Consider the following 20,104-nt stretch of genomic DNA (forward strand, 5'->3'; position numbering starts at 1 on the left):
TTAGGAAAAATCTTCAATCTTGGTAAGTTTTTTTTTGGCCCTGGGTATTTTTACAATATCATCATAAATAGCTTCATATTCGCCAATAAACTTGGATAAGGTGAAATTATTTAAAACTTTTTCCCTGGCATTTCTTCCCATACTCTTTCGTAAATCATCATCTAAAAGCAATTTTAAAACATTGTTACCAATTTCTTCGGCATCTTTTGGTTTACAGGTAAAACCACAGCTATCATCAAGTGCTTCTTTAACTCCGCCCACATCAGTAGAAACCACGGGAATACCACAACCCATAGATTCAATTACGGTATATGGAAATCCTTCAGAAATAGAAGTTAGGATAGAAATATCTCCCTCTAAAAAAACTTCCTGTGGGTTGTTCCTTGGGCCCATTAATTTAAAATTGTTTTGCAATCCTAATTCGGCGATAAGTTCAAGGCATTCTTTGGTATATTCAGGTACGGCATCATTATCTCCATAAACCAGGTATTGCACCTCGGGAATACTTCTTTTAACTACCGCACAAGATCTAATCATGGTAAGAATATCTTTTAATTCAAAAATTCTCGCCAAAGCAACTACGGTAGGAATATCTTTTAAATGTGGAGGTTTAGGGCCGGGTTTAAAAACTTCGGGATCAATACCATTGTATATTATTCTGAATTTAGACGGATCTGCCCCGTACCATTTTTCCCATTTTTGATTGAATTTATTTACAGAAATAATCACTTCAGCCTTATGATAAACCAAACGGGTAATAGCTTCTGAAAACCTAATAAGTAAACTCTTTAAAAAATATGGATATTCTGAATTGTTAATAGCCAATAACCTTTCCCTAATAAAAACTCCGTGTTCTGTGAGGATTATTGGGGTCCCGTATTTGTAATTAGCAATAAGTGCCGGGATTACCGGGAAGCCACTTAGCGTTAAATGAGACACATCTACTTTTGGAATATTTACTATGGCAAGTGGTATTAAAAATCTGTAAATCCAGCGCAAGCCTATGGTAATATCTATTAAAGATGCATCGGGGTTACGTTCCCCAATAATAAATTTAGCGAGAGTATCTCTATAAGTTAGCCAAACCTGCTCATTTCTAATGGTTTCTTTATAATCATAATCTTCAAAATAAAACCACAGCTGATGAAAAATTATATCCAGGTCTTCTATATCACGGTCGTCGCTATAAATAAACTCCAGTAAGCTTTTAAAAATAGGAATAAACTTTTGAGCAACTACTTCATCATTAGTCCACTCTTTTTTAGCTACCGTTTTATAATATTCCTCGCCGTAACTTATATAATCGTAAGGTTCATCTGGTGTCCAAAGAGGCACCTGTATTACTTCGTTTATATTATCGCTAAGTTTATACTTATACTCTGTCTCAAAAGAAGCATTTATAGAATAAAGTTTAAAATCTACATTGCTAACCCTGTTACATAAAATATGCGCCCAGGTAGAAACACCGCCACCATTAAAAGGATAAGTGCCTTCCATTATAAGCAATACAGATGGTTTCGCCATTTAAAAGTTTTGCGCCAAAAATATATTAAAAATCAGTTACTTAAAAACCCGGCGATATAAATTTTACAAGTAAACCCTAAATTATAATTTGTTTAAATAGAATAACAATACTGCTATAAAGCGTAATTTAGGGATGGTAATTTAACTTATCTTTGCTTAAAATTGCTCCATATCTATGAACTTCTTTAGAATAAGCATTTATATGCTTTGCTGCTTATTCCTTTCCTGCGGTGAACACATGGCTCAGGAATCGAATAAGAATATTGATTACCGTCAGGAAATGCGGGAGTTTGTTATTGAAATAAGTGAAATCGCAAAAGAAGAAAACCCAGATTTTATAGTTGTCCCACAGAATGGAGTTCAGTTGGTTTCCAAAGAATCTAAATTAAAGAAAACTCCTGCTTTAGATTATTTAAATGCTATAGATGCGGTAGCCCAGGAAGATCTTTTTTATGGTTATCCAAAGTTAAACAAAATCACCCCAAAAGCCGATAATTTATATTTAAGAAAGTACCTTGATTTGGCAAAAGACAATGGCAAGCAAGTATTGGTAACCGATTATTGTTCAGGTTTTAAACCCATGAAAAATTCCTATAAGCTTAATGAGGAAAACAACTATACTTCTTTCGCGGCGCCCCGGCGAGAACTTGATAGAATTCCGGTTTATCCTGTTTTTAATGAAAATAATAAAAATATAAGCCATCTTTCTGAAGCTAAAAACTTCCTGTATCTTTTAAATTACGCGGAATATTCTTCGAAATACGATCTTATCACCGAACTTGCTTTTACTAATTACGATCTTATTATTATGGATCTTTTCTTTCATAACGAAGCTTTTACTGCCGAAGACATTCAAAAATTAAAGAAGAAAAAAAATGGTGCTGAGCGTTTAGTTATATCTTATATGTCTATTGGCGAAGCCGAAGATTATCGTTTTTACTGGGAAGAAAATTGGAATTCCAAATCCCCAAACTGGCTCGTTGAAGAAAACCCGGAATGGGAAGGGAATTTTAAAGTAAAGTACTGGAACGAGGACTGGAAAGATTTAATCTACGGCAGCGAAAACGCTTATCTCTCTAAAATTATCGCTGCAGGTTTTGACGGGGTTTACCTGGATATTATAGACGGTTACCAATATTTTGAGGACCGGGAATAATTAAAACCTCTGCATAATCCAGGCCCTAAATTCTTAAACAATTCGGGCAAATAAGTATCTTTGGGAAAACTCCAATTTCTCAATGAACGATTATTTACTTTTCGCCTTAATTTTTGTCGCACTCTTAATCGGACTTTACTTCGGAAAACTAATTTCAGGATTAAAAAGTAAAAATAAAGAAGCTATTCTTGAAGAAAAGAATTATCAATTATTACTTCAGGTTGATGAGTTTAAAAATCAGATAAATAACAATTTAGAAAATTATAAAACTGAATTATTAGATTATAAAAACAACTTCCAGATACAAACCGAAAAACTCGAAAAAGAACGCGAAGAAATTCGAAGAGAGAAAGATTTTTTAAATACAGAACTCACCCGCCGTAATGCCGAATTCGAAAATTTAGAACAAAGAAATAAAGAACAAAAAGCCGAAGTTGAACAACTTCAGGAGAAATTCGAGAAAGAATTTGAAAACCTTGCCAATAAAATTTTAGATCAAAAATCTGAGAAATTTACCCTTCAGAATAAAGAAAATATTCAGAATATTCTAAACCCTTTGCAGGAAAAAATCCTTCATTTTGAAAAACGAATTGAAGAAGGAAATAAAGAAAGTATAGATCGCCATGCTATGCTGCGACAACAAATTATCGGGTTAAAAGAGCTTAACGAGCAAATGAGCAAGGAGGCTACCAATCTCACTAAAGCGCTTAAAGGCGACACTAAAACACAGGGAAACTGGGGCGAAATGATCCTGGAGCGGGTTTTGGAACGCAGCGGACTACAAAAAGGCAGCGAATATTCGGTTCAACAAAGTTTTACCAATGCAGACGGGAAACGGGTTTTGCCAGATGTAGTAATTAATCTCCCCGGCGATAAAAAAATGATCGTAGATTCTAAAGTCTCGCTAAACGCGTACGAACGCTACAGCAATGAAACAGATGAGCATGATAGAAAACAACATCTAAAAAATCATCTTACCGCTATTCGAAACCGGGTAAGTGAACTGGGTAATAAAAATTACCACCAATTATACGAGATGGAAAGTCCCGACTTCGTTTTGCTTTTCATTCCCATTGAAGCCGCATTTGCTGTTGCTTCCAACGAATATCCAGGACTGTATTCTGAAGCTTTTGATAAGAATATTATTATTGTTACACCTACTACCCTGCTCGCTGTACTAAAGACCATAGATAGTATGTGGCAGAACGAAAAACAAAAGCAGAACGCCATTGTCATCGCAACCCAGGCCGGCGCTTTATATGATTCATTTACTGCTCTAACCGAAGAGCTCACAAAAATCGGCAGGCAATTGGGAACAGTCCAAAATTCCTATGAAGGCGCGATGAAAAAACTAACCGGAAAAGGAAATTTGCTGCGCCGTGTAGAAAAACTCAAAAAACTGGGGGCTAAAGCCAGTAAACAAATTGACCCTAAGATGCAATCGGCTATGGATGAGGAAGAAATTGAAGAAAATGAAGCAAATTAACCACTCTCCTCCAAGGTTTTGAAAACCTTGGAGGTTTGTAATTATTATGCATTCAAGAAAATGAAACCATAAATTAATATGAAAATCTATACCAAATCAATTTTCAGTTTTTTATTGATAAACCTTTTTGTGTTGAATATTTCAGCACAGGATATTTATTTTCCTGAAGCCGGAACCTGGCAAGAAAAAGATCCAAAATCGTTCAATTTAGATTTTTCAGAAGCTATTCAATTTGCTGAAGCAAATGAATATTCAGAATCCAAAGATTTACGCCAGGCAATATTAAAAGGCTTTCAACACGAACCTTATCACGAAATCTTAGGCCCTACAAAAAGACGTGGTGGCCCGGCGGGAATAATTTTAAAAGACGGCTACTTAGTGGCAAAATGGGGAGATACTAAACGTGTAGATATGACTTTTAGCGTTACCAAAAGTTTTCTCTCTACCACGGCCCTGCTCGCATTAGATCAAAACCTGATCATTGATGTTGAGGACCCGGTAATCAATTATGTTTGGAACGATACTTTTGAAGGCGAACATAACTCCAAAATCACCTGGAAACATTTATTGGAACAAAATTCAGATTGGCGCGGGGAACTTTGGGGTTCTTATGATTGGGCAGACAGGCCTTCTCAAGATACAGGAATAGACGATTGGCGAAACCGGAAACTCAACGAACCCGGAACGCATTTTAAATACAACGATGTTCGGGTAAATGTGCTCGCCTATTCTTTACTCAATGTTTTTAGAAAACCACTTCCCACGGTTTTAAAAGAAGAAATTATGGATCCTATTAACGCTTCTTCGAGCTGGCGTTGGTTTGGGTATGAGAATTCCTGGACTACCATAGACGGTTTCAAAATGCAATCGGTTAGTGGTGGCGGGCATTCCGGCGGCGGAATGTTTATCAATACCGAGGATATGGCGCGTTTTGGTTTACTTTTTATGAATAATGGCAACTGGAATGGAGAAAAATTAATTTCAGAAGATCTTATTGAAGAAGCTATTCAGCCTTCAGCTACAAACTCAAATTACGGATATATGTGGTGGTTAAATGCCGATGGGCCGAGACAATGGAAAAATATAGATAAAGACATTTTTTATGCGGCTGGTTTCGGCGGAAATTTTATTATTGTAGATCGTAAAGAAAACCTGGTAATTGTTACCCGCTGGCTGGAACCTTCTAAAATAGAAGAATTCGTACAGAAAATTTATAACTAGCATTATGAAAAAAACACTTTTTGGTATTTTAGGAGCTATTTTACTACTCTTTATCGCCTGGTTTGCATTTATCTATTTTGTGCCTTACAGCGAAGGCACAAGAAGCGGCGAACTTATAAAATTCAGTAAAAAAGGTGTGATTTCTAAAACCTGGGAAGGTGAAATTAGTCAGGGAATTAGTGGTGCGCAAATCTTTCAATTTTCAGTATTAGACAATAATCAGGAAGCTATAGAAGCGCTGCAGGAGAACGAAGGCAATTATGTTAGACTCAAATATGTTGAGCGTTACGCCACTTTTTTCTTTTGGGGCGATACCAAATATTTTATAACCGAAGTACAAAAAGGCGAATCCCCTCACTTTAGAGACCGATAATTTATGACCAAATTTAAACACGTAAAAGATTCACAGGTAGATATTTCAGAATTAATGCTGCCTTCTCATTCAAATTTCAACGGAAAAATTCACGGGGGTTATGTGCTTTCACTTATGGACCGCATTGCCTTTGCCTGCGCATCTAAGCATTCTGGCGCCTATTGTGTAACCGCTAGTGTTGATACGGTAGATTTTCTAAAACCCATAGAAATTGGGGAATTGGTAACTATGAAAGCTTCTGTAAATTATGTGGGCAACAGTTCTATGGTAATAGGAATTCGCGTGGAAGCCGAAAATATTAGAACGGGAGAGAAAAAACACTGTAATTCATCTTATTTTACGATGGTAGCTAAGGCTGAAGACGGAAAATCACTACAGGTTCCCGGCTTAATCCTTAGTAACGAGCACGATATTCGCCGGTTTGCGAAAAGTATTAAACGTAATAAAATGAAGCTGAATCGTAAACAGGAATTTCATGAAACCGATTTTTCTTCAAAAGAATATGTGCACTTACTGGAAGAATATAAGGTTAAAATAGAGCAGTAAAGAATTTGAAATTTAACGGATTTATAGCAGCTATTTTTGTGGCGATAATAATCGCCTATTTATTCCCTGAGGGAATTGTGCTTTTTCCGCTAAAAACCATCACCGATATTGGGATTGGTTTTATTTTCTTTTTCTACGGATTAAAATTATCTCCCGCAGAGTTTAAATTGGGTTTTCTGAATTATAAAGTTCACATCGCAATCCAGTTAGCCACCTTTGTAGCTTTCCCACTTTTAGCTCTACTATGCTTACCGCTTTTTGAAGCAGGAACAGGCTCTGATCTTTGGATTGCTTTATTTTTTCTGGGAACGCTGCCTTCTACAGTCTCTTCTTCTATAGTGATGGTTTCTTTGGCTAAAGGAAATTTGCCTACCGCCATTTTCAACGCCAGCCTTTCCGGGTTAATAGGCATCTTCGCAACTCCCATTTGGCTAAGTTTTTTCCTTAGTGGAAGTACCGATTTTGAATTCCTGGATGTACTTATAAAATTATGCTGGCAGATTATTATACCGCTAATTCTTGGATTATTTCTACAAAAATTTCTTGGGGATTTTGCAAGAAAACACAGTAAAAAATTAGGCTTATTGGACAAAACAACTATTATACTAATTGTTTACTCAAGCTTTAGTAACTCGTTTACATCCAATATATTTAGCAGCGTAGAAACTTTTGATTTACTTAAGCTTACCGGGATAGTTATTTTATTGTTTTTTATAGTTTACTTTGGACTTGGCTTAATCTGTAATATTTTAGGTTTTAATTTAAAAGATAAGATTACTACCCAATTTTGCGGAACTAAAAAATCCCTTGTGCACGGCTCTGTAATGGTAAAAGTAATCTTTGGAAATTCAGCCAATACCGGACTATTATTACTACCTATAATGATCTATCATTCCCTCCAATTAATACTAATCGCTTTTTATGCTGAAAACTATAGAAAACGGGTTTTAAAAGCTGAAACTCCAGAAGAAACTTTATAAGTAAAGCGCAATATCAGCGATACTTATAGTGAAAAAGATCCAGCCCAGAATAATTAAAAGTCCGCCAAGTGGCGTAATAGGTCCTAAAATCTTTATTTTCTTTCCAGCGGAATCGCTTAGGGTTAAACCATAAATACTAAAAGAGAACAGAAATATCCCAATTATAAAAAACCAGGCAATAAGCTGCTGGGAAACTCCAATAAACGGAAAAACAATTCCTGAAATAATCAGCATAATCGCGTGGTACATTTGGTATTTCACTCCTGTTTCAAAGCTTTTTAGCTGATCTTCAGAAAATCGCTTTTTTAAAGCGTGAGCTCCAAAAGCACCAAAAACCACAGCCAGAGTGCCGTAGATTCCACCTATTATAAGAACAAGTTCCTTCATATATTTTTATATAAATTCTGTAAGATTAAATGCCAAATTAAAAAGCCTACAAGTATTAAAACCTTGCAGGCTTTTTAGTTTATTAGGTTTCTAAAAAAATAATATAGGCGTCATTCTGAATTTATTTCAGAATCTAAGATATTGATAGACTAGAACATGTTAGAAGCTGAAACAAGTTCAGCTTGACGTACTTTACCAGCCTCACTTTTCTAAATTCAATTCTTATTTACTCAAATACATCTTCCTCCTACTGTAAAGATCGTAAAAGGCATCGTCTCGTAAGCTATCAATAAAGAGAATGCTTTCCCCTGTACTTTTCATTTCAGGACCTAGTTGCTTGTTCACTTTATGGAACTTATTGAAAGAAAATACAGGTTGTTTTATTGCATAACCTTCTAACTTCGGATTAAATTTGAAATCCTTGATTTTCTTTTCACCAAGCATCACTTTGGTCGCGTAGTTCACATAAGGTTCTTTATAAGCCTTCGCGATAAACGGCACCGTTCTGGAAGCTCTAGGATTGGCCTCAATGATATACACCATATCATCTTTAATAGCGAACTGGATATTTATTAAACCAACTGTATTAAGCGCTAAAGCGATCTTACGGGTATGGTCTTTTATCTGCTCCATCACCAGGTCTCCAAGGTTAAAAGGAGGTAACAAGGCATTAGAATCTCCAGAGTGGATTCCGCAAGGTTCAATATGCTCCATTATTCCTATAATATGAACATCTTCCCCGTCACAAATTGCATCTGCTTCAGCTTCTATAGCACCATCTAAATAATGATCCAGTAACAATTTATTATTCGGGATTTTTCGAAGTAAATCTACTACTGTTTCTTCTAGTTCGTCCTTATTGATCACGATCTTCATCCCCTGCCCACCTAATACGTATGAAGGTCTAACCAGGATTGGGAAATCAAGTTCATCGGCTAATGCCAGGGCTTCTTCAGCAGTTTCAGCGGTTCCAAATTCAGGGTAAGGAATATCGTTAGCCTGAAGCAACTTTGAGAAGCTTCCGCGATCTTCAGCAAGATCTAAAGCTTCAAAGCTGGTTCCCATAATTTTAATTCCGTAGCGATCCAGTTTTTCAGCTAATTTCAGTGCAGTCTGTCCACCAAGCTGAACGATCACTCCTTCTGGTTTTTCGTGACGAATAATATCATAAATATGTTCCCAGAAAACCGGTTCAAAATAAAGTTTATCGGCAATATCAAAATCGGTAGAAACCGTCTCAGGGTTACAGTTTATCATGATGGTTTCGTAACCGCATTCTGAAGCGGCCAATACACCGTGCACACAACTGTAGTCAAATTCAATCCCCTGACCTATTCGGTTGGGTCCAGAACCAAGAACTACAATCTTTTTCTTCTCGCTCACCTTACTTTCGTTATCTACATAACGTTTGCCGTCTGGAGTTTCAATTTCGGCTTCAAAAGTGGAATAGTAATAAGGGGTTTCAGCTTTAAATTCAGCCGCACAGGTATCTACAAGTTTATAAACCCTATTTATTCCCAGATCTACCCGTTTATTATAAACTTCACTTTCCAGACAATCCAGCATATGTGCTATTTGCCTATCGGCAAAACCTTTTTGTTTCGCTTCCAGCAAAAGATCTTTTGGTAGAGATTCTTTATCGTGCTTAGAGATCTCTACATCTAAAGCATAAAGCTCTTCGTATTGACGCAAGAACCACATATCTATTTTAGTGATCTCGTGAATGCGGCTTAACGGAATTCCCGCCTGTATTGCATCATAAATCACAAAAACACGATCCCAACTAGCGTAAGTAAGTTTTTCTATAATTTCGTCGTACTTGGTGTAGCTTTTTCCGTCAGCTCCAAGTCCGTTTCTTTTAATCTCAAGTGATTGTGTGGCTTTATGTAAGGCCTCCTGGAAAGAACGGCCAATTCCCATAACTTCTCCCACAGATTTCATTTGAAGTCCTAAGGTGCGGTCTGCACCCTCAAATTTATCGAAATTCCAGCGTGGGATTTTCACGATCACGTAATCTAAAGTAGGCTCAAATAAAGCTGATGTAGATTTAGTAATCTGGTTTTCCAATTCATCTAAATTATACCCTATTGCCAGTTTTGTTGCAATTTTCGCTATGGGATACCCGGTTGCTTTAGAAGCTAAGGCAGAAGATCTTGAAACCCTAGGGTTAATTTCTATCGCAATAATATCTTCCTTTTCGTCTGGACTCACCGCAAACTGTACGTTACATCCACCGGCAAAATCGCCAATGCTACGCATCATTTTTATCGCCATATCACGCATACGCTGGTAAGCGGTATCGCTTAATGTCATTGCGGGAGCGACTGTAATGGAATCCCCGGTGTGAATCCCCATTGGATCCATATTTTCTATAGAACAAATAATTACCACATTATCGTTCTTGTCTCTTAGCAGTTCTAATTCATATTCCTTCCAACCTAAAAGTGCTTTATCTATTAGCACCTCGTGAATTGGCGAAGCTTCCAGGCCGTGCGTAAGTTTTTCATCAAACTCATCGGGACCGTGTACAAACGAAGCTCCACTTCCACCTAAAGTAAAAGAGGCACGAATTACTAAAGGAAAACCAAACTCTTGCGCAACTTCTTTTCCCTGAAGATAAGAGGTCACCGTTTTTGCCGGGGCTACTGGAATTCCAATTCTCCCCATAAGCTGTTTAAACTTTTCGCGATCTTCGGTAATATTAATGGCGTCAATATCTACCCCAATTAATTTTATTCCAAAATCCTCCCAAATTCCTTTTTCATCGGCTTCAATACAGAGGTTTAAAGCAGTTTGACCACCCATTGTTGGTAGAACTGCATCTATATTGGGATGCTTTTTAAGAATTTCTACAATAGACTTTGTAGTTAAAGGTTTTAGATAGACGTGATCTGCCATAGACGGATCTGTCATAATTGTAGCCGGATTGGAATTAAGCAGGATAGTCTCTATCCCATCTTCACGCAAGGAGCGTAAAGACTGTGTTCCGGCATAATCAAATTCGCAGGCCTGGCCTATAATAATAGGTCCGGAGCCAATAATAAGGATACTTTTAAGGTTGTTGTTTTTGGGCATTTTTTATCAGGATTGTAGCATATGAAACATAAAAGTAAGGAAGCGATTGGATATAAAAAAAGGCGTTACTAAAAAAAGTAACACCTTTAAATATTTTAAATCCTAATTCTCATTAGTGCTTATGTCTGTTTTCAGAAGAGACAGATATTTTCTTTCTTCCTTTAGCCCTTCTTCTGGCGAGGACTTTTCTTCCGTTTGCACTAGCCATTCTTTCTCGAAAACCGTGCTTGTTCTTTCTTTTTCTCTTGGATGGTTGAAACGTTCTTTTCATTTTAAATATCTTTAAATCTTCTGAATAATCGTTTTTTTAGCTCTCTGTAAAACTGCGTGCAAATATACAAAGCTTTTTAACTATTACAAGAGGTAATTTAAATTATTTTTAATTGTTTTTCTTACCTTTGCCGCTTCCAAAATAAAAGCATTTATGTTTAATAAGAATATCAAATTAGTTTTAGCGGGAGCTGTAATAGGTCTTGCCATTTGGCAGTTTATAGAAGGAAACATTGGAAACGGTATTATGTACATCCTACTTTCCTTAATTTTTATATTCCTGTATTTTAAAAATGAAATGATATTGCTTGCTTTTCTAAGACTTAGAAAACAAGATTTTCCCGGCGCAAAAAAGTGGTTAGATAAAATTAAAAATCCAGAAACTGCGCTTACCCAAAAACAGCAGGGTTATTACTGGTATCTACACGGGCTAATGGTTTCCCAAACCAATATTACGCAAGCCGAAAAATTCTTTAAACGCGCTATTAAATTAGGTCTGGCAATGGATCAGGACCTGGCGATGGCAAAATTGAACCTGGCGGGAATTGCAATGACAAAACGCCGAAAAAGAGAAGCTACCAATTTACTTGCTGAAGCTAAAAAACTGGATAAGCACGGAATGCTTAAAGACCAGATTAAGATGATGAAGCAGCAAATGAAGAAAATCTAATTTTTACATAAATTTAGTTAATTTCAGCTTTCATTAATTTTTACGCAACTTTTGGCCAAAATATTGACCCTTCAGCGATAATATTTCAGCAATAGTTTCTTCCGAAGTATCTTTGTTTTTAACTAAACAGAACAAAGTGCATGAAGAGACTTTTACTCCTCTTTTTTATAATTTTAGGCTTAAATATACAGGCTCAAACAGAGAAAAGCGACAAGCTTTATTTCTCTGATGCACTTGTTATGCACTTACCTGAATATAATAAGGAAGCAAAAGCGGCTTATAGATACAGGCGCTTCGAAGAAGCCGACCGGTTATTTGAAAACTTTGTTACCACTAAACTCCAGGGAACATATATAGACAATTTTAAATTTTTAAATCTCAAAGGGAAAAAAGTTACGCTATACGATTATAAAAAGCCCGTTTATTTATTAACCTATGCTTCCTGGTGCATCCCGGGGAAAGGCGAAATACCGGCACTTAATGAACTAGCCGATAAATACCGGGATAAAATTGATTTTGTAATTGTGTTTTGGGATAAAAAAGAAACCGTCAAAAAACTTTCTAAACAATTTAATTCACATATAAATTTATTATATGTAGATGAAACCAGGAACAACCACGCTTTTGTGGTAGAAAACCTGAAACATTCTTTAGGTTTACCAACCTGCTATTTAATTGCGGGAAACCGGGAAATTATGGATATTAAAAGGAGCATTTTTCATCCTTATAACTTATCTAAAGAAGAATCTTTTGAACTTAATTACGAAGCAATTAATTCGGCGATTACAAATAACCTTATTGGAAATTCAGAAAAGAAGGAAGAAATAAATTGGAGCGCCATTACACCGGAATAATTAAAGCAATGGAGCCCAGAGCCTGGCCAGGGCTTCTCTTATTTTTTCTAAAGCCGGGCGTTGCCTCCATTCATTTATAGTTAGCTCGGTGGTTTCTTTAAGGTCATTATTATAAACCTCAGTCATTTCTCCAGCCACTTCCTTATCGTATAAAAATGCATTGATCTCAAAATTAATATCAAAACTGCGATTATCAAGATTACAGGAACCAATACTGGTTAGCACACCGTCTACCACCATAGTCTTAGCGTGAACCATCCCTTTATGATAATGAAAAACCTGAACCCCAGATTCCAGTAATTTTTCTATATAAGAATTGGTGGCATAACGCGCAATCACCGAATCTCCTTTTTCAGGAATAATAATTTTAACTTCTACTCCTATCCTACTTGCCATACACAAGGCGGTAAGAATTTGATTGTTTGGAATAAAATAAGGTGTGGTTATATAAATATATTTATCAGCAGTATTTATTGCGGTTAGAATGGCTTCCATAATATTTTGCCAATCGGTATCGGGGCCACTGGCGGCAATTTGAACCGCAGTATTTTCGGTTAAATCTATCTTCGGAAAAAAACTATCTTTAATTTTAAGTTCTTTTCCACTAATAAAATTGAAATTCAAAAGAAATTGAGCCTGCAAAGATTTTACGGCGTGACCTTCAATTCTAAGGTGAGTATCTCTCCAGAACATTTTTTCCTGCGGATTTTCTTCAAAATTCACATATTCATCACAAATATTAATTCCTCCAACAAACCCAATATTCCCGTCTATAATCGCCATTTTTCGATGATTGCGATAATTTAATTTTCGGGTTAAATTGGGAAACCAAACCGGCATAAACGGATAAATTTCAATTCCGTAGGATTTCATCTTTTTAACCGCTTTTGAAGAAAGTCTGCTCGCAACATAATCGTAACTCACCCGTACTTTCACCCCTTCTTCCGCCTTTTCACATAGCAATAAAATAAGGCGGTTTCCTATTCTACCGCTATTAAAAATGTAATATTCTATATGAATATGATCCTGAGCTTTCTTAATATCTTCAAATAAGGCTGAGAACTTATTTTCGCCATTTATAAGGACACGGACTTTATTTAAGAAAGTAACCGGTTTCTTTTGATTATTTTGCAGTAAGTGAACCAGCTTGATCTTTTGATTAACACACTCCTGGTTTAAATTAACCAGATCTTTTTTATTAAGCATTAGCTTATCTTCCCAATGCTTAATAATCTTCTGGTCGTATAGCTTTTTACGGTTAAATAACTTACTTTTCCTAAATTCCTGGGCAAAAAAGTAATAGACCAACAGGCCTATAACCGGTAGTACAAAAAGTGCAAAAATGAGCGAAATACTTTTTACCGGTTCCCTAAAATGCATTAATTCGTAACCGGCCGTTATAAAAACAACTATAAAATTGATAGTTAGAAGTACCCACCAAAAATTATCCAGTAAAGCATTCATTTACTTTACCGCGGTGTAAGTTTTCTCTGCTGGGATCTTAATCTCGTATTCCTTTCTGGAGGCATTATTTAAATGTGCTTCCCTAAGCCAGGGATTATGAATTTTTAAGATCTTATAATTAATATCAAAATGATGCGCAAAATCGGCAAAATCTTTCACTACCGTATCTACTTTAACTGTTTTGGTTGGTATATGCTTATAAAGATGCTTTTCTTCAAAATTGAAGCCATACTTTTCAGGATTGCTTAAAATTTCTTTTAGCGCTAAAATTCTAAACATATATCTTCCGGTTTCTTCTCCAAGTAATAATTCGTAATAATTATCTACTTTTTGGCGATCCAATTGTCTCTCAACCCCCCTGTTTCCCGCATTGTAAGCTGCAGCGGCCATCGTCCAGGTTCCAAATTTCTCTTTAGATTTTTTCAGATAATCGGCTGCTACTCTGGTAGATTTTTCAATATGGTAACGCTCGTCTACGTTTCCGTTTATTTCCAAGCCATAATCTTTCCCTGTGCCTTCCATAATTTGCCAAAAACCTTTGGCGCCTGCAGGAGAAACCGCCTGGGTTAATCCGCTTTCAATTACGGCCAGGTATTTAAAATCGTCTGGCACGCCTTCTTCCTTCAGAATAGGTTCTATAATTGGGAAATATTGATTGGCACGCTTTATTAAAAGCAAAGCGTTAGATTGCCAGTAGGTATTTACCAGCAATTCCCTATCCATCCTTTCGTAAATATCAGGATCGTTTATAGGCACTTCTTCTCCCGCAAAGTTTATATTTTCGGGCATTGGAAGCGCGTAGATATTATAATCTTTTACCGGCCGCTCTTTTTGATTAGCTTCAGCAGATGCATTGGTGTTTTCCTTCCCGGTTTCGCGAGACTGTTGGGCAGCTTGTATACTTACAAACACAATAGTGAAAAGTCCCACTATAACTAATGCAGATTTTAAAATTTTCATATTAAATCAATTTTTTATTTTTCTCTTCAATTTTTCCTGAAAGAATAATTTCAGGAAGGTACTTATTAAACCAACGGTAACGATTCAAAATCATTATATGAGTCCCACCTTTTACCGTAATACAATCTGAAATATATTTTATAGGAAAGATCTCGTCTTTATCGCCGTGAATATGCACAATTCCTTTTTGAGCTTTGGCACAATTCCATAAAACCATATTTTCTATAGCCCAGTCTAAATAACGCTGATTCCTAACCGAAAGATATTGCCGGTAAAGTTTTGCTCTTTTTTTTATAAAATCTCCTACCGCAATTTTTTCAAAATGATCTACATAATCCAGTAAACTGGTGGGAATTAGTTTAAACAAACCGGTGCTAGCGGCATAGCGCATGCGCCTTGGTAACTCTTCCCTGCATTTTACACTAGAAATTATAATAAGCCTTTTAAGCTTAAGACCCTTTGCCATTTCCTGAACAATAATCCCGCCAAAAGAAACTCCAATTAATACGGCGTTATCATGCTCTACATATTTATTCATGCGGGCGGCGTAATTTTTTAGACTTTCATCTTTCTTAGGAATCATCCATTCTAAAAAATGGATTTTAAAACGATCTTCAGGGAGTTTTATAAACTCAAAAATGGAAGAATTAGCAGCCATACCAGGCATAAAATAAACATGAATCAACTGGTTTTCTTCAGTCATTTTAACAAGTATATAACACTTAACATTGGCTTAATGCCTTAAATTTACGTAAGAATTGAATTTTGAAATATTCTAATTATTATATTCGAATATTTCATTTAAATACTCCCAAAGCTTGTCTCTGGGTAGTTTTCACTTCAAAATTACTGCTATTTATTTGGCTTTCACAATTGAAAGATTAAAAATAATGGAGAATTTTTTAAAGCCTGTAATTTTATTGTTTGCTGTTAATAATTCAGCTTTAAAGGCTTTATTTACCTACCTTTACACTAACCATCCAAAAAATATTCTAGCTGAAGATTTTCGCAAATTGCGACTAATTTCACTGATTTAATGGTTTATAACAGAAAATAGAGAAATGATGAATGCCGAAGAAATTATAATTACCGATAATGAGTTTTTAAGACAGTTTGAAACAACTATAAATCAACAACTTGCCACCATAGAATACGCTCAACAGGAACGAAAAATCTTCTTAACCAAAGTTTTTATGCCTGAAGCACTTAAAGAGCAAGGCTATATGGATGTTTTTATTGAAGCTGTCTTAGAAGAAATTAAAGAGCGAAATACACGTGTAATGCCTACCAGCCCCGATGTTGCCAAATTTATACGAAAGAACAGAAGAAAATATAAAGACTTGTTACCGGTTGGAATTAATATTTAAACCGCTACTTTTTCTAAAGCAAATTTAAACCTAACCAGGCCATCTTCATCTATTGAAGTCAGTTCTATTTGGTGAAGTGTATTTACCAATGCCGGGTCCCAGGGCGCTTTTACCTTTACATAGTTCTCTGTAAAGCCGTGAATGTATCCTTCTTTATTTTCCCCTTCAAAAAGTACGGTAGAGGTATTTCCTAACTGACTTTCGTAAAACGCCCGTCTTTTTTTAGCTGAAAGGCCACGCAGCATTTTGCTACGCTTTTTTCTTACTTTAGTGGGAACCACACTTTCCATTTCTGCTGCCGGAGTATTATCCCTTTCAGAATAAGTAAAAACGTGCAGGTAAGAAATATCTAATTCATTTAAGTAATTATAGGTTTCCAGGAAACGTTCTTCAGTTTCGCCGGGAAAGCCAACAATAACATCTACGCCAATACAGGCATTGGGCATTACTCGCTTAATTTGCGTTACCCTATTGGTATAAAGAGAACTCATATAACGACGCTTCATCAATTTAAGTAAAGCATCACTTCCACTTTGTAATGGAATATGAAAATGAGGCACAAACGTATTACTCTCAGCTACAAAATCTATGGTTTCGTTTTTCAGTAAATTCGGCTCAATAGAAGAAATCCTTAAACGTTCAATACCATCTACCTCATCTAAGGCTTTTACCAAATCAAGAAAAGTATGTTCGTGTTTTTTATTACCTAATTCTCCTTTTCCATAATCGCCAATATTTACGCCGGTAAGAACAATTTCTTTAATTCCTTTTGCTGAAATTTCAGCGGCATTGGTCAAAACATTTTCCAGTTTATCACTTCGGGAAATTCCACGTGCCAGCGGAATGGTACAATACGTACATTTATAATCACACCCATCCTGAACTTTCAAAAACGCCCGGGTTCTGTCTCCTATGGAATATGCCCCAACATAAAAATCGGCTTCGTTGATCTCGCAAGAGTGAACTTCGCCCATTTCATTTTTAGATAGGTCGTTTAGATAATCGGTGATTTTAAATTTTTCAGTCGCCCCAAGCACTAAATCTACGCCATCTACATCTGCAAGTTCCTCTGGTTTCAATTGTGCATAGCAACCCACGGCAATTACAAACGCATCTTCGTTCACTTTTTGCGCTTGTTTCACGATGGTTTTAAAGCGTTTGTCGGCATTTTCAGTAACCGAACAGGTATTGATTACATAAATATCGGCAGTTTCAGTAAATTCTACGCGTTCAAAACCTTCCTCTTTAAAAGATCTTGCAATGGTAGAAGTTTCTGAAAAATTGAGCTTACAACCCAAAGTATAAAATGCGACCTTCTTATTATCCATACACCTGCCTGTTTCTATAGAAGTTAAACGATTTTTAGGGCTGCAAAGATACCAACAAAAATTGTTTTAGGAAAACATTGTTTTGATTTCGGTTCTCCGTTCTCGGTTCTCAGTTCTCAGTTGTCGGTTATCGGTTTTTGGTTAAGTCGTCATTGCGAGGAGGCGATAGCCGACGTGGCAATCTGCGGTTGAATAATCTATTTTTTGATAGAGTCGCTTCAAAACAAAAGATTGCTTCTCCCGCTTATCATCGGGATCGCAATGACAAAAAAAACACCACGTCATTGCGAATAGGCGATAGCCAAAGTGGCAATCTGTACTTGAATAATTCTGTTTTTTTTGATAGAGTCACTTCAGAACAAAAGATTGCCACGCTCGTGCCTCGCTCGCAATGACGAAAAAAGACCACGTCATTGCGAGAAGGCGTTAGCCGACGTGGCAATCTTTGCTTGAATAATTCTGTTTTTTTGATAGAATCGCCTCGAAACAAAAGATTGCCGCGCTCGTGCCTCGCTCGCAATGACAAAAAAACACCACGTCATTGCAAGGAGTTGATAGCCTACGTGGCAATCTGTGCTTGAATAATTCTATTTTTTTGATAGAGTCGCTTCAAAACAAAAGATTGCCGCGCTGGTGCCTCGCTCGCATTAACGAATTAACATTATGTAAGAAGAGAAATGATTAAACTTTCTCCACCGAAGCAATTACAACCTCAGCTTCCAGTATAATTTTACTTTTTATCGAGTTGGAGATTAAACAGGCTTTTTCACTTTTTTCTATGATGCGTTTTGCTCTTTCAGCATTATTTTCGTCGGAAATTTCCAAAACCGGTTTTAGGATAATTTCTGTCATTTGAAATTTACCTTCAACTTTATCCAGTTTTCCAATTGCTTTAGATTTAAAACTGATAAACTCCAGTTTAGAATTTTCAGCAATTGCCAGGAAGGTTGTCATCAAACAACTTTCTACCGCGGCAACCAGAAAATGTTCAGGAGACCAAATGTTGGGCATTCCTTTTGGAAAATCTGGCGGGGTTGCTGTTTCAATAGTATCGGTTAATTCGGGAGAGCTAACTTCTCCTTTTCGGTCTTCTAACCAGGTAAGATCTACCTGATATTCGTGTTTTTCAGCCATAACTTTATATTTTCAAACCCAAATGGGGTATTTTCTTTACAAAGAAACAGCGATTAAAAACTAAAAAATATGATTCAGGTCAGCTTCAGGAAAAAACTTTAAGATTCAATAAATTCTTTAAGCGTATTTACCACATAATCCAACTCTTCCCTGGTATTAAATCTCGAAAATGAAAACCGTACCGATGGTTTTTTAAGGTCTTCTTCTTCTAAAAATGCATTTAGCACATGAGAACCTTTATCACTTCCACTTTGGCAGGCACTACCTTTAGAACAGGCAATTCCTTTTAAATCTAATTGAAATAATAACATTAAAGCTTTATCTGCAGGCACCGGCAAACATACATTTACCAGGGTGTAGGTGCTTTTTTCCAAATCGGAACAATCTCCGTTAAATTTCACTCCGGGAATTTCGGCTTTTAATTTTGAAATAAAATGAGCTTTTAGATCACTTATATAGGCTTTTTCTTCGGCTAAATTATCTAAAGATAGTTTTAGAGCTTCTTCCAGGCCTACAATATTATGAACCCCTTCTGTACCGGCACGATGGCCACGCTCCTGCTCTCCTCCAAAAATAAGTGGTTTTAATCCGCTGTTTTTTCTAATAAAAGCAAATCCCACACCTTTTGGGCCGTGAAATTTATGGGCGCTTACCGCGGTAAAATCTACCGGAATTTCACTAAAATCGAGATCATAATGTCCCACCGACTGTACACAATCTGAATGAAATAAAGCGTGATGTTCTTTACACAGTTCTCCGACTTTTTTAATATCCAGTTTATTCCCAATCTCGTTATTTACGTGCATCAGGCTAACCAACGTCTTTTTATCGGAAGCATTTAGCAATTTTTCTAATTGTGCTACATCAATATTTCCGCAGGAATCTAAATCAACATAAACTACCTCTACATCAAAACAATCCTGAAGCTGCTCTACGGTATACAAAACCGCGTGGTGTTCAATTTTTGAAGTGATTATTCGCTTAACTCCAAGATCACGAACCGCGGAATTTAAAGCCAGGTTATCGGCTTCAGTACCACCAGAAGTGAAAATTATTTCTGAAGCTTTTACATTCAAATAACCGGCAACGGTTTTACGCGCCTGCTCTATTAAAGATTTAGCAGATCTCCCAAAAGAATGAGTAGAAGAAGGATTACCATAAACCTCTTTCATCACAGAGGTCATTCGGTTAATTACTTCATCACGCATTTGCGTGGTCGCGGCAGAATCAAGATATACATTTTTCATTGCCGCAAAATTAAACGAAATAAAATTATTTAAAAGAACCTGCCCTAAAAATCCTGAATTCC

General features: G+C 36.4%; 19 protein-coding genes. 9 read left to right on the forward strand and 10 right to left on the reverse strand.

The features are described 5' to 3' along the window. Positions 1 to 1,524, reverse strand: coding sequence for a GT4 family glycosyltransferase PelF (pelF, locus tag J0871_RS13515; protein ID WP_208225829.1), 1,524 nt, complete (start codon positions 1,522 to 1,524; stop codon positions 1 to 3). Positions 1,525 to 1,699: 175 nt separating this feature from the next. Between pelF and J0871_RS13520 the strand changes: the two genes are divergently transcribed. The 6 genes from J0871_RS13520 (at position 1,700) to J0871_RS13545 (ending at position 7,286) form a co-directional block, all read left to right on the forward strand. Beyond that, entirely contained in the window at positions 1,700 to 2,680 is a 981-nt protein-coding gene (locus J0871_RS13520) for an endo alpha-1,4 polygalactosaminidase (RefSeq protein ID WP_208225830.1), read from the forward strand. 82 nt (positions 2,681 to 2,762) lie between these two features. Further along, the gene (gene rmuC, locus J0871_RS13525; protein ID WP_208225831.1) at positions 2,763 to 4,166 is read left to right on the forward strand and encodes a DNA recombination protein RmuC; all 1,404 of its coding nucleotides are present in this window, start codon (positions 2,763 to 2,765) and stop codon (positions 4,164 to 4,166) included. A 78-nt stretch (positions 4,167 to 4,244) separates the two neighbouring features. Further along, positions 4,245 to 5,387, forward strand: coding sequence for a serine hydrolase (locus tag J0871_RS13530; RefSeq protein WP_075327118.1), 1,143 nt, complete (start codon positions 4,245 to 4,247; stop codon positions 5,385 to 5,387). A gap of 4 nt (positions 5,388 to 5,391) precedes the next feature. Next, a complete protein-coding gene (locus J0871_RS13535) occupies positions 5,392 to 5,760 on the forward strand; it encodes a 6-phosphogluconate dehydrogenase (protein ID WP_208225832.1) in 369 nt (122 codons plus the stop codon). Positions 5,761 to 5,763: 3 nt separating this feature from the next. Next, positions 5,764 to 6,306: an acyl-CoA thioesterase gene (locus tag J0871_RS13540; RefSeq protein WP_075327120.1), complete on the forward strand. Its 543-nt coding sequence runs from the start codon at positions 5,764 to 5,766 to the stop codon at positions 6,304 to 6,306. A gap of 5 nt (positions 6,307 to 6,311) precedes the next feature. Beyond that, entirely contained in the window at positions 6,312 to 7,286 is a 975-nt protein-coding gene (locus J0871_RS13545; protein ID WP_208225833.1) for a bile acid:sodium symporter family protein, read from the forward strand. Here J0871_RS13545 and J0871_RS13550 read toward each other — a convergent pair. From J0871_RS13550 to rpmH, 3 genes are all read right to left on the reverse strand, one after another. Next, entirely contained in the window at positions 7,281 to 7,673 is a 393-nt protein-coding gene (locus J0871_RS13550) for a DUF423 domain-containing protein (RefSeq protein WP_208225834.1), read from the reverse strand. The genes J0871_RS13545 and J0871_RS13550 overlap by 6 nt on opposite strands. A gap of 222 nt (positions 7,674 to 7,895) precedes the next feature. Continuing rightward, on the reverse strand, positions 7,896 to 10,748 hold the full coding sequence (gene carB / locus J0871_RS13555) for a carbamoyl-phosphate synthase large subunit (RefSeq protein WP_093306255.1): 2,853 nt from the start codon (positions 10,746 to 10,748) through the stop codon (positions 7,896 to 7,898). Positions 10,749 to 10,860: 112 nt separating this feature from the next. Continuing rightward, a complete protein-coding gene (gene rpmH, locus J0871_RS13560) occupies positions 10,861 to 11,019 on the reverse strand; it encodes a 50S ribosomal protein L34 (protein WP_075327124.1) in 159 nt (52 codons plus the stop codon). A 153-nt stretch (positions 11,020 to 11,172) separates the two neighbouring features. On the opposite strand from rpmH, the gene J0871_RS13565 reads away from it, so the two are divergent. Together J0871_RS13565 and J0871_RS13570 are read left to right on the forward strand one after the other, a co-directional pair. Continuing rightward, positions 11,173 to 11,688 (forward strand): hypothetical protein, encoded by a 516-nt coding sequence (locus J0871_RS13565; RefSeq protein ID WP_075327125.1) that lies wholly within the window; start codon positions 11,173 to 11,175, stop codon positions 11,686 to 11,688. Positions 11,689 to 11,828: 140 nt separating this feature from the next. Then, positions 11,829 to 12,542, forward strand: a complete 714-nt coding sequence (locus J0871_RS13570; protein WP_208225835.1) for a TlpA disulfide reductase family protein — start codon at positions 11,829 to 11,831, stop codon at positions 12,540 to 12,542. On the opposite strand, the gene cls is transcribed toward J0871_RS13570, so the two are convergent. The 3 genes from cls to J0871_RS13585 are packed head-to-tail and all read right to left on the reverse strand — an operon-like array spanning position 12,543 to position 15,669. Beyond that, entirely contained in the window at positions 12,543 to 14,006 is a 1,464-nt protein-coding gene (gene cls, locus J0871_RS13575) for a cardiolipin synthase (RefSeq protein ID WP_208225836.1), read from the reverse strand. It lies immediately after the preceding gene. Further along, positions 14,007 to 14,966 (reverse strand): lytic transglycosylase domain-containing protein, encoded by a 960-nt coding sequence (locus J0871_RS13580; protein WP_208225837.1) that lies wholly within the window; start codon positions 14,964 to 14,966, stop codon positions 14,007 to 14,009. A gap of 1 nt (position 14,967) precedes the next feature. Then, positions 14,968 to 15,669 (reverse strand): alpha/beta hydrolase, encoded by a 702-nt coding sequence (locus J0871_RS13585; protein WP_243870501.1) that lies wholly within the window; start codon positions 15,667 to 15,669, stop codon positions 14,968 to 14,970. A gap of 361 nt (positions 15,670 to 16,030) precedes the next feature. Between J0871_RS13585 and J0871_RS13590 the strand changes: the two genes are divergently transcribed. Then, positions 16,031 to 16,333 carry a GNAT family N-acetyltransferase gene (locus tag J0871_RS13590; protein ID WP_079734207.1) on the forward strand — a complete coding sequence of 101 codons (303 nt, stop codon included), beginning with the start codon at positions 16,031 to 16,033 and terminating at the stop codon, positions 16,331 to 16,333. On the opposite strand, the gene mtaB is transcribed toward J0871_RS13590, so the two are convergent. From mtaB to J0871_RS13605, 3 genes are all read right to left on the reverse strand, one after another. Further along, a complete protein-coding gene (gene mtaB / locus J0871_RS13595) occupies positions 16,330 to 17,661 on the reverse strand; it encodes a tRNA (N(6)-L-threonylcarbamoyladenosine(37)-C(2))-methylthiotransferase MtaB (protein WP_208225838.1) in 1,332 nt (443 codons plus the stop codon). The genes J0871_RS13590 and mtaB overlap by 4 nt on opposite strands. A gap of 681 nt (positions 17,662 to 18,342) precedes the next feature. Beyond that, on the reverse strand, positions 18,343 to 18,795 hold the full coding sequence (locus J0871_RS13600) for an OsmC family protein (protein WP_208225839.1): 453 nt from the start codon (positions 18,793 to 18,795) through the stop codon (positions 18,343 to 18,345). A 98-nt stretch (positions 18,796 to 18,893) separates the two neighbouring features. Next, a complete protein-coding gene (locus J0871_RS13605; RefSeq protein ID WP_208225840.1) occupies positions 18,894 to 20,042 on the reverse strand; it encodes a cysteine desulfurase family protein in 1,149 nt (382 codons plus the stop codon). Positions 20,043 to 20,104: the final 62 nt, after the last annotated feature.

This window comes from Salegentibacter sp. BDJ18, assembly GCF_017579965.1.
Lineage (GTDB): Bacteria > Bacteroidota > Bacteroidia > Flavobacteriales > Flavobacteriaceae > Salegentibacter.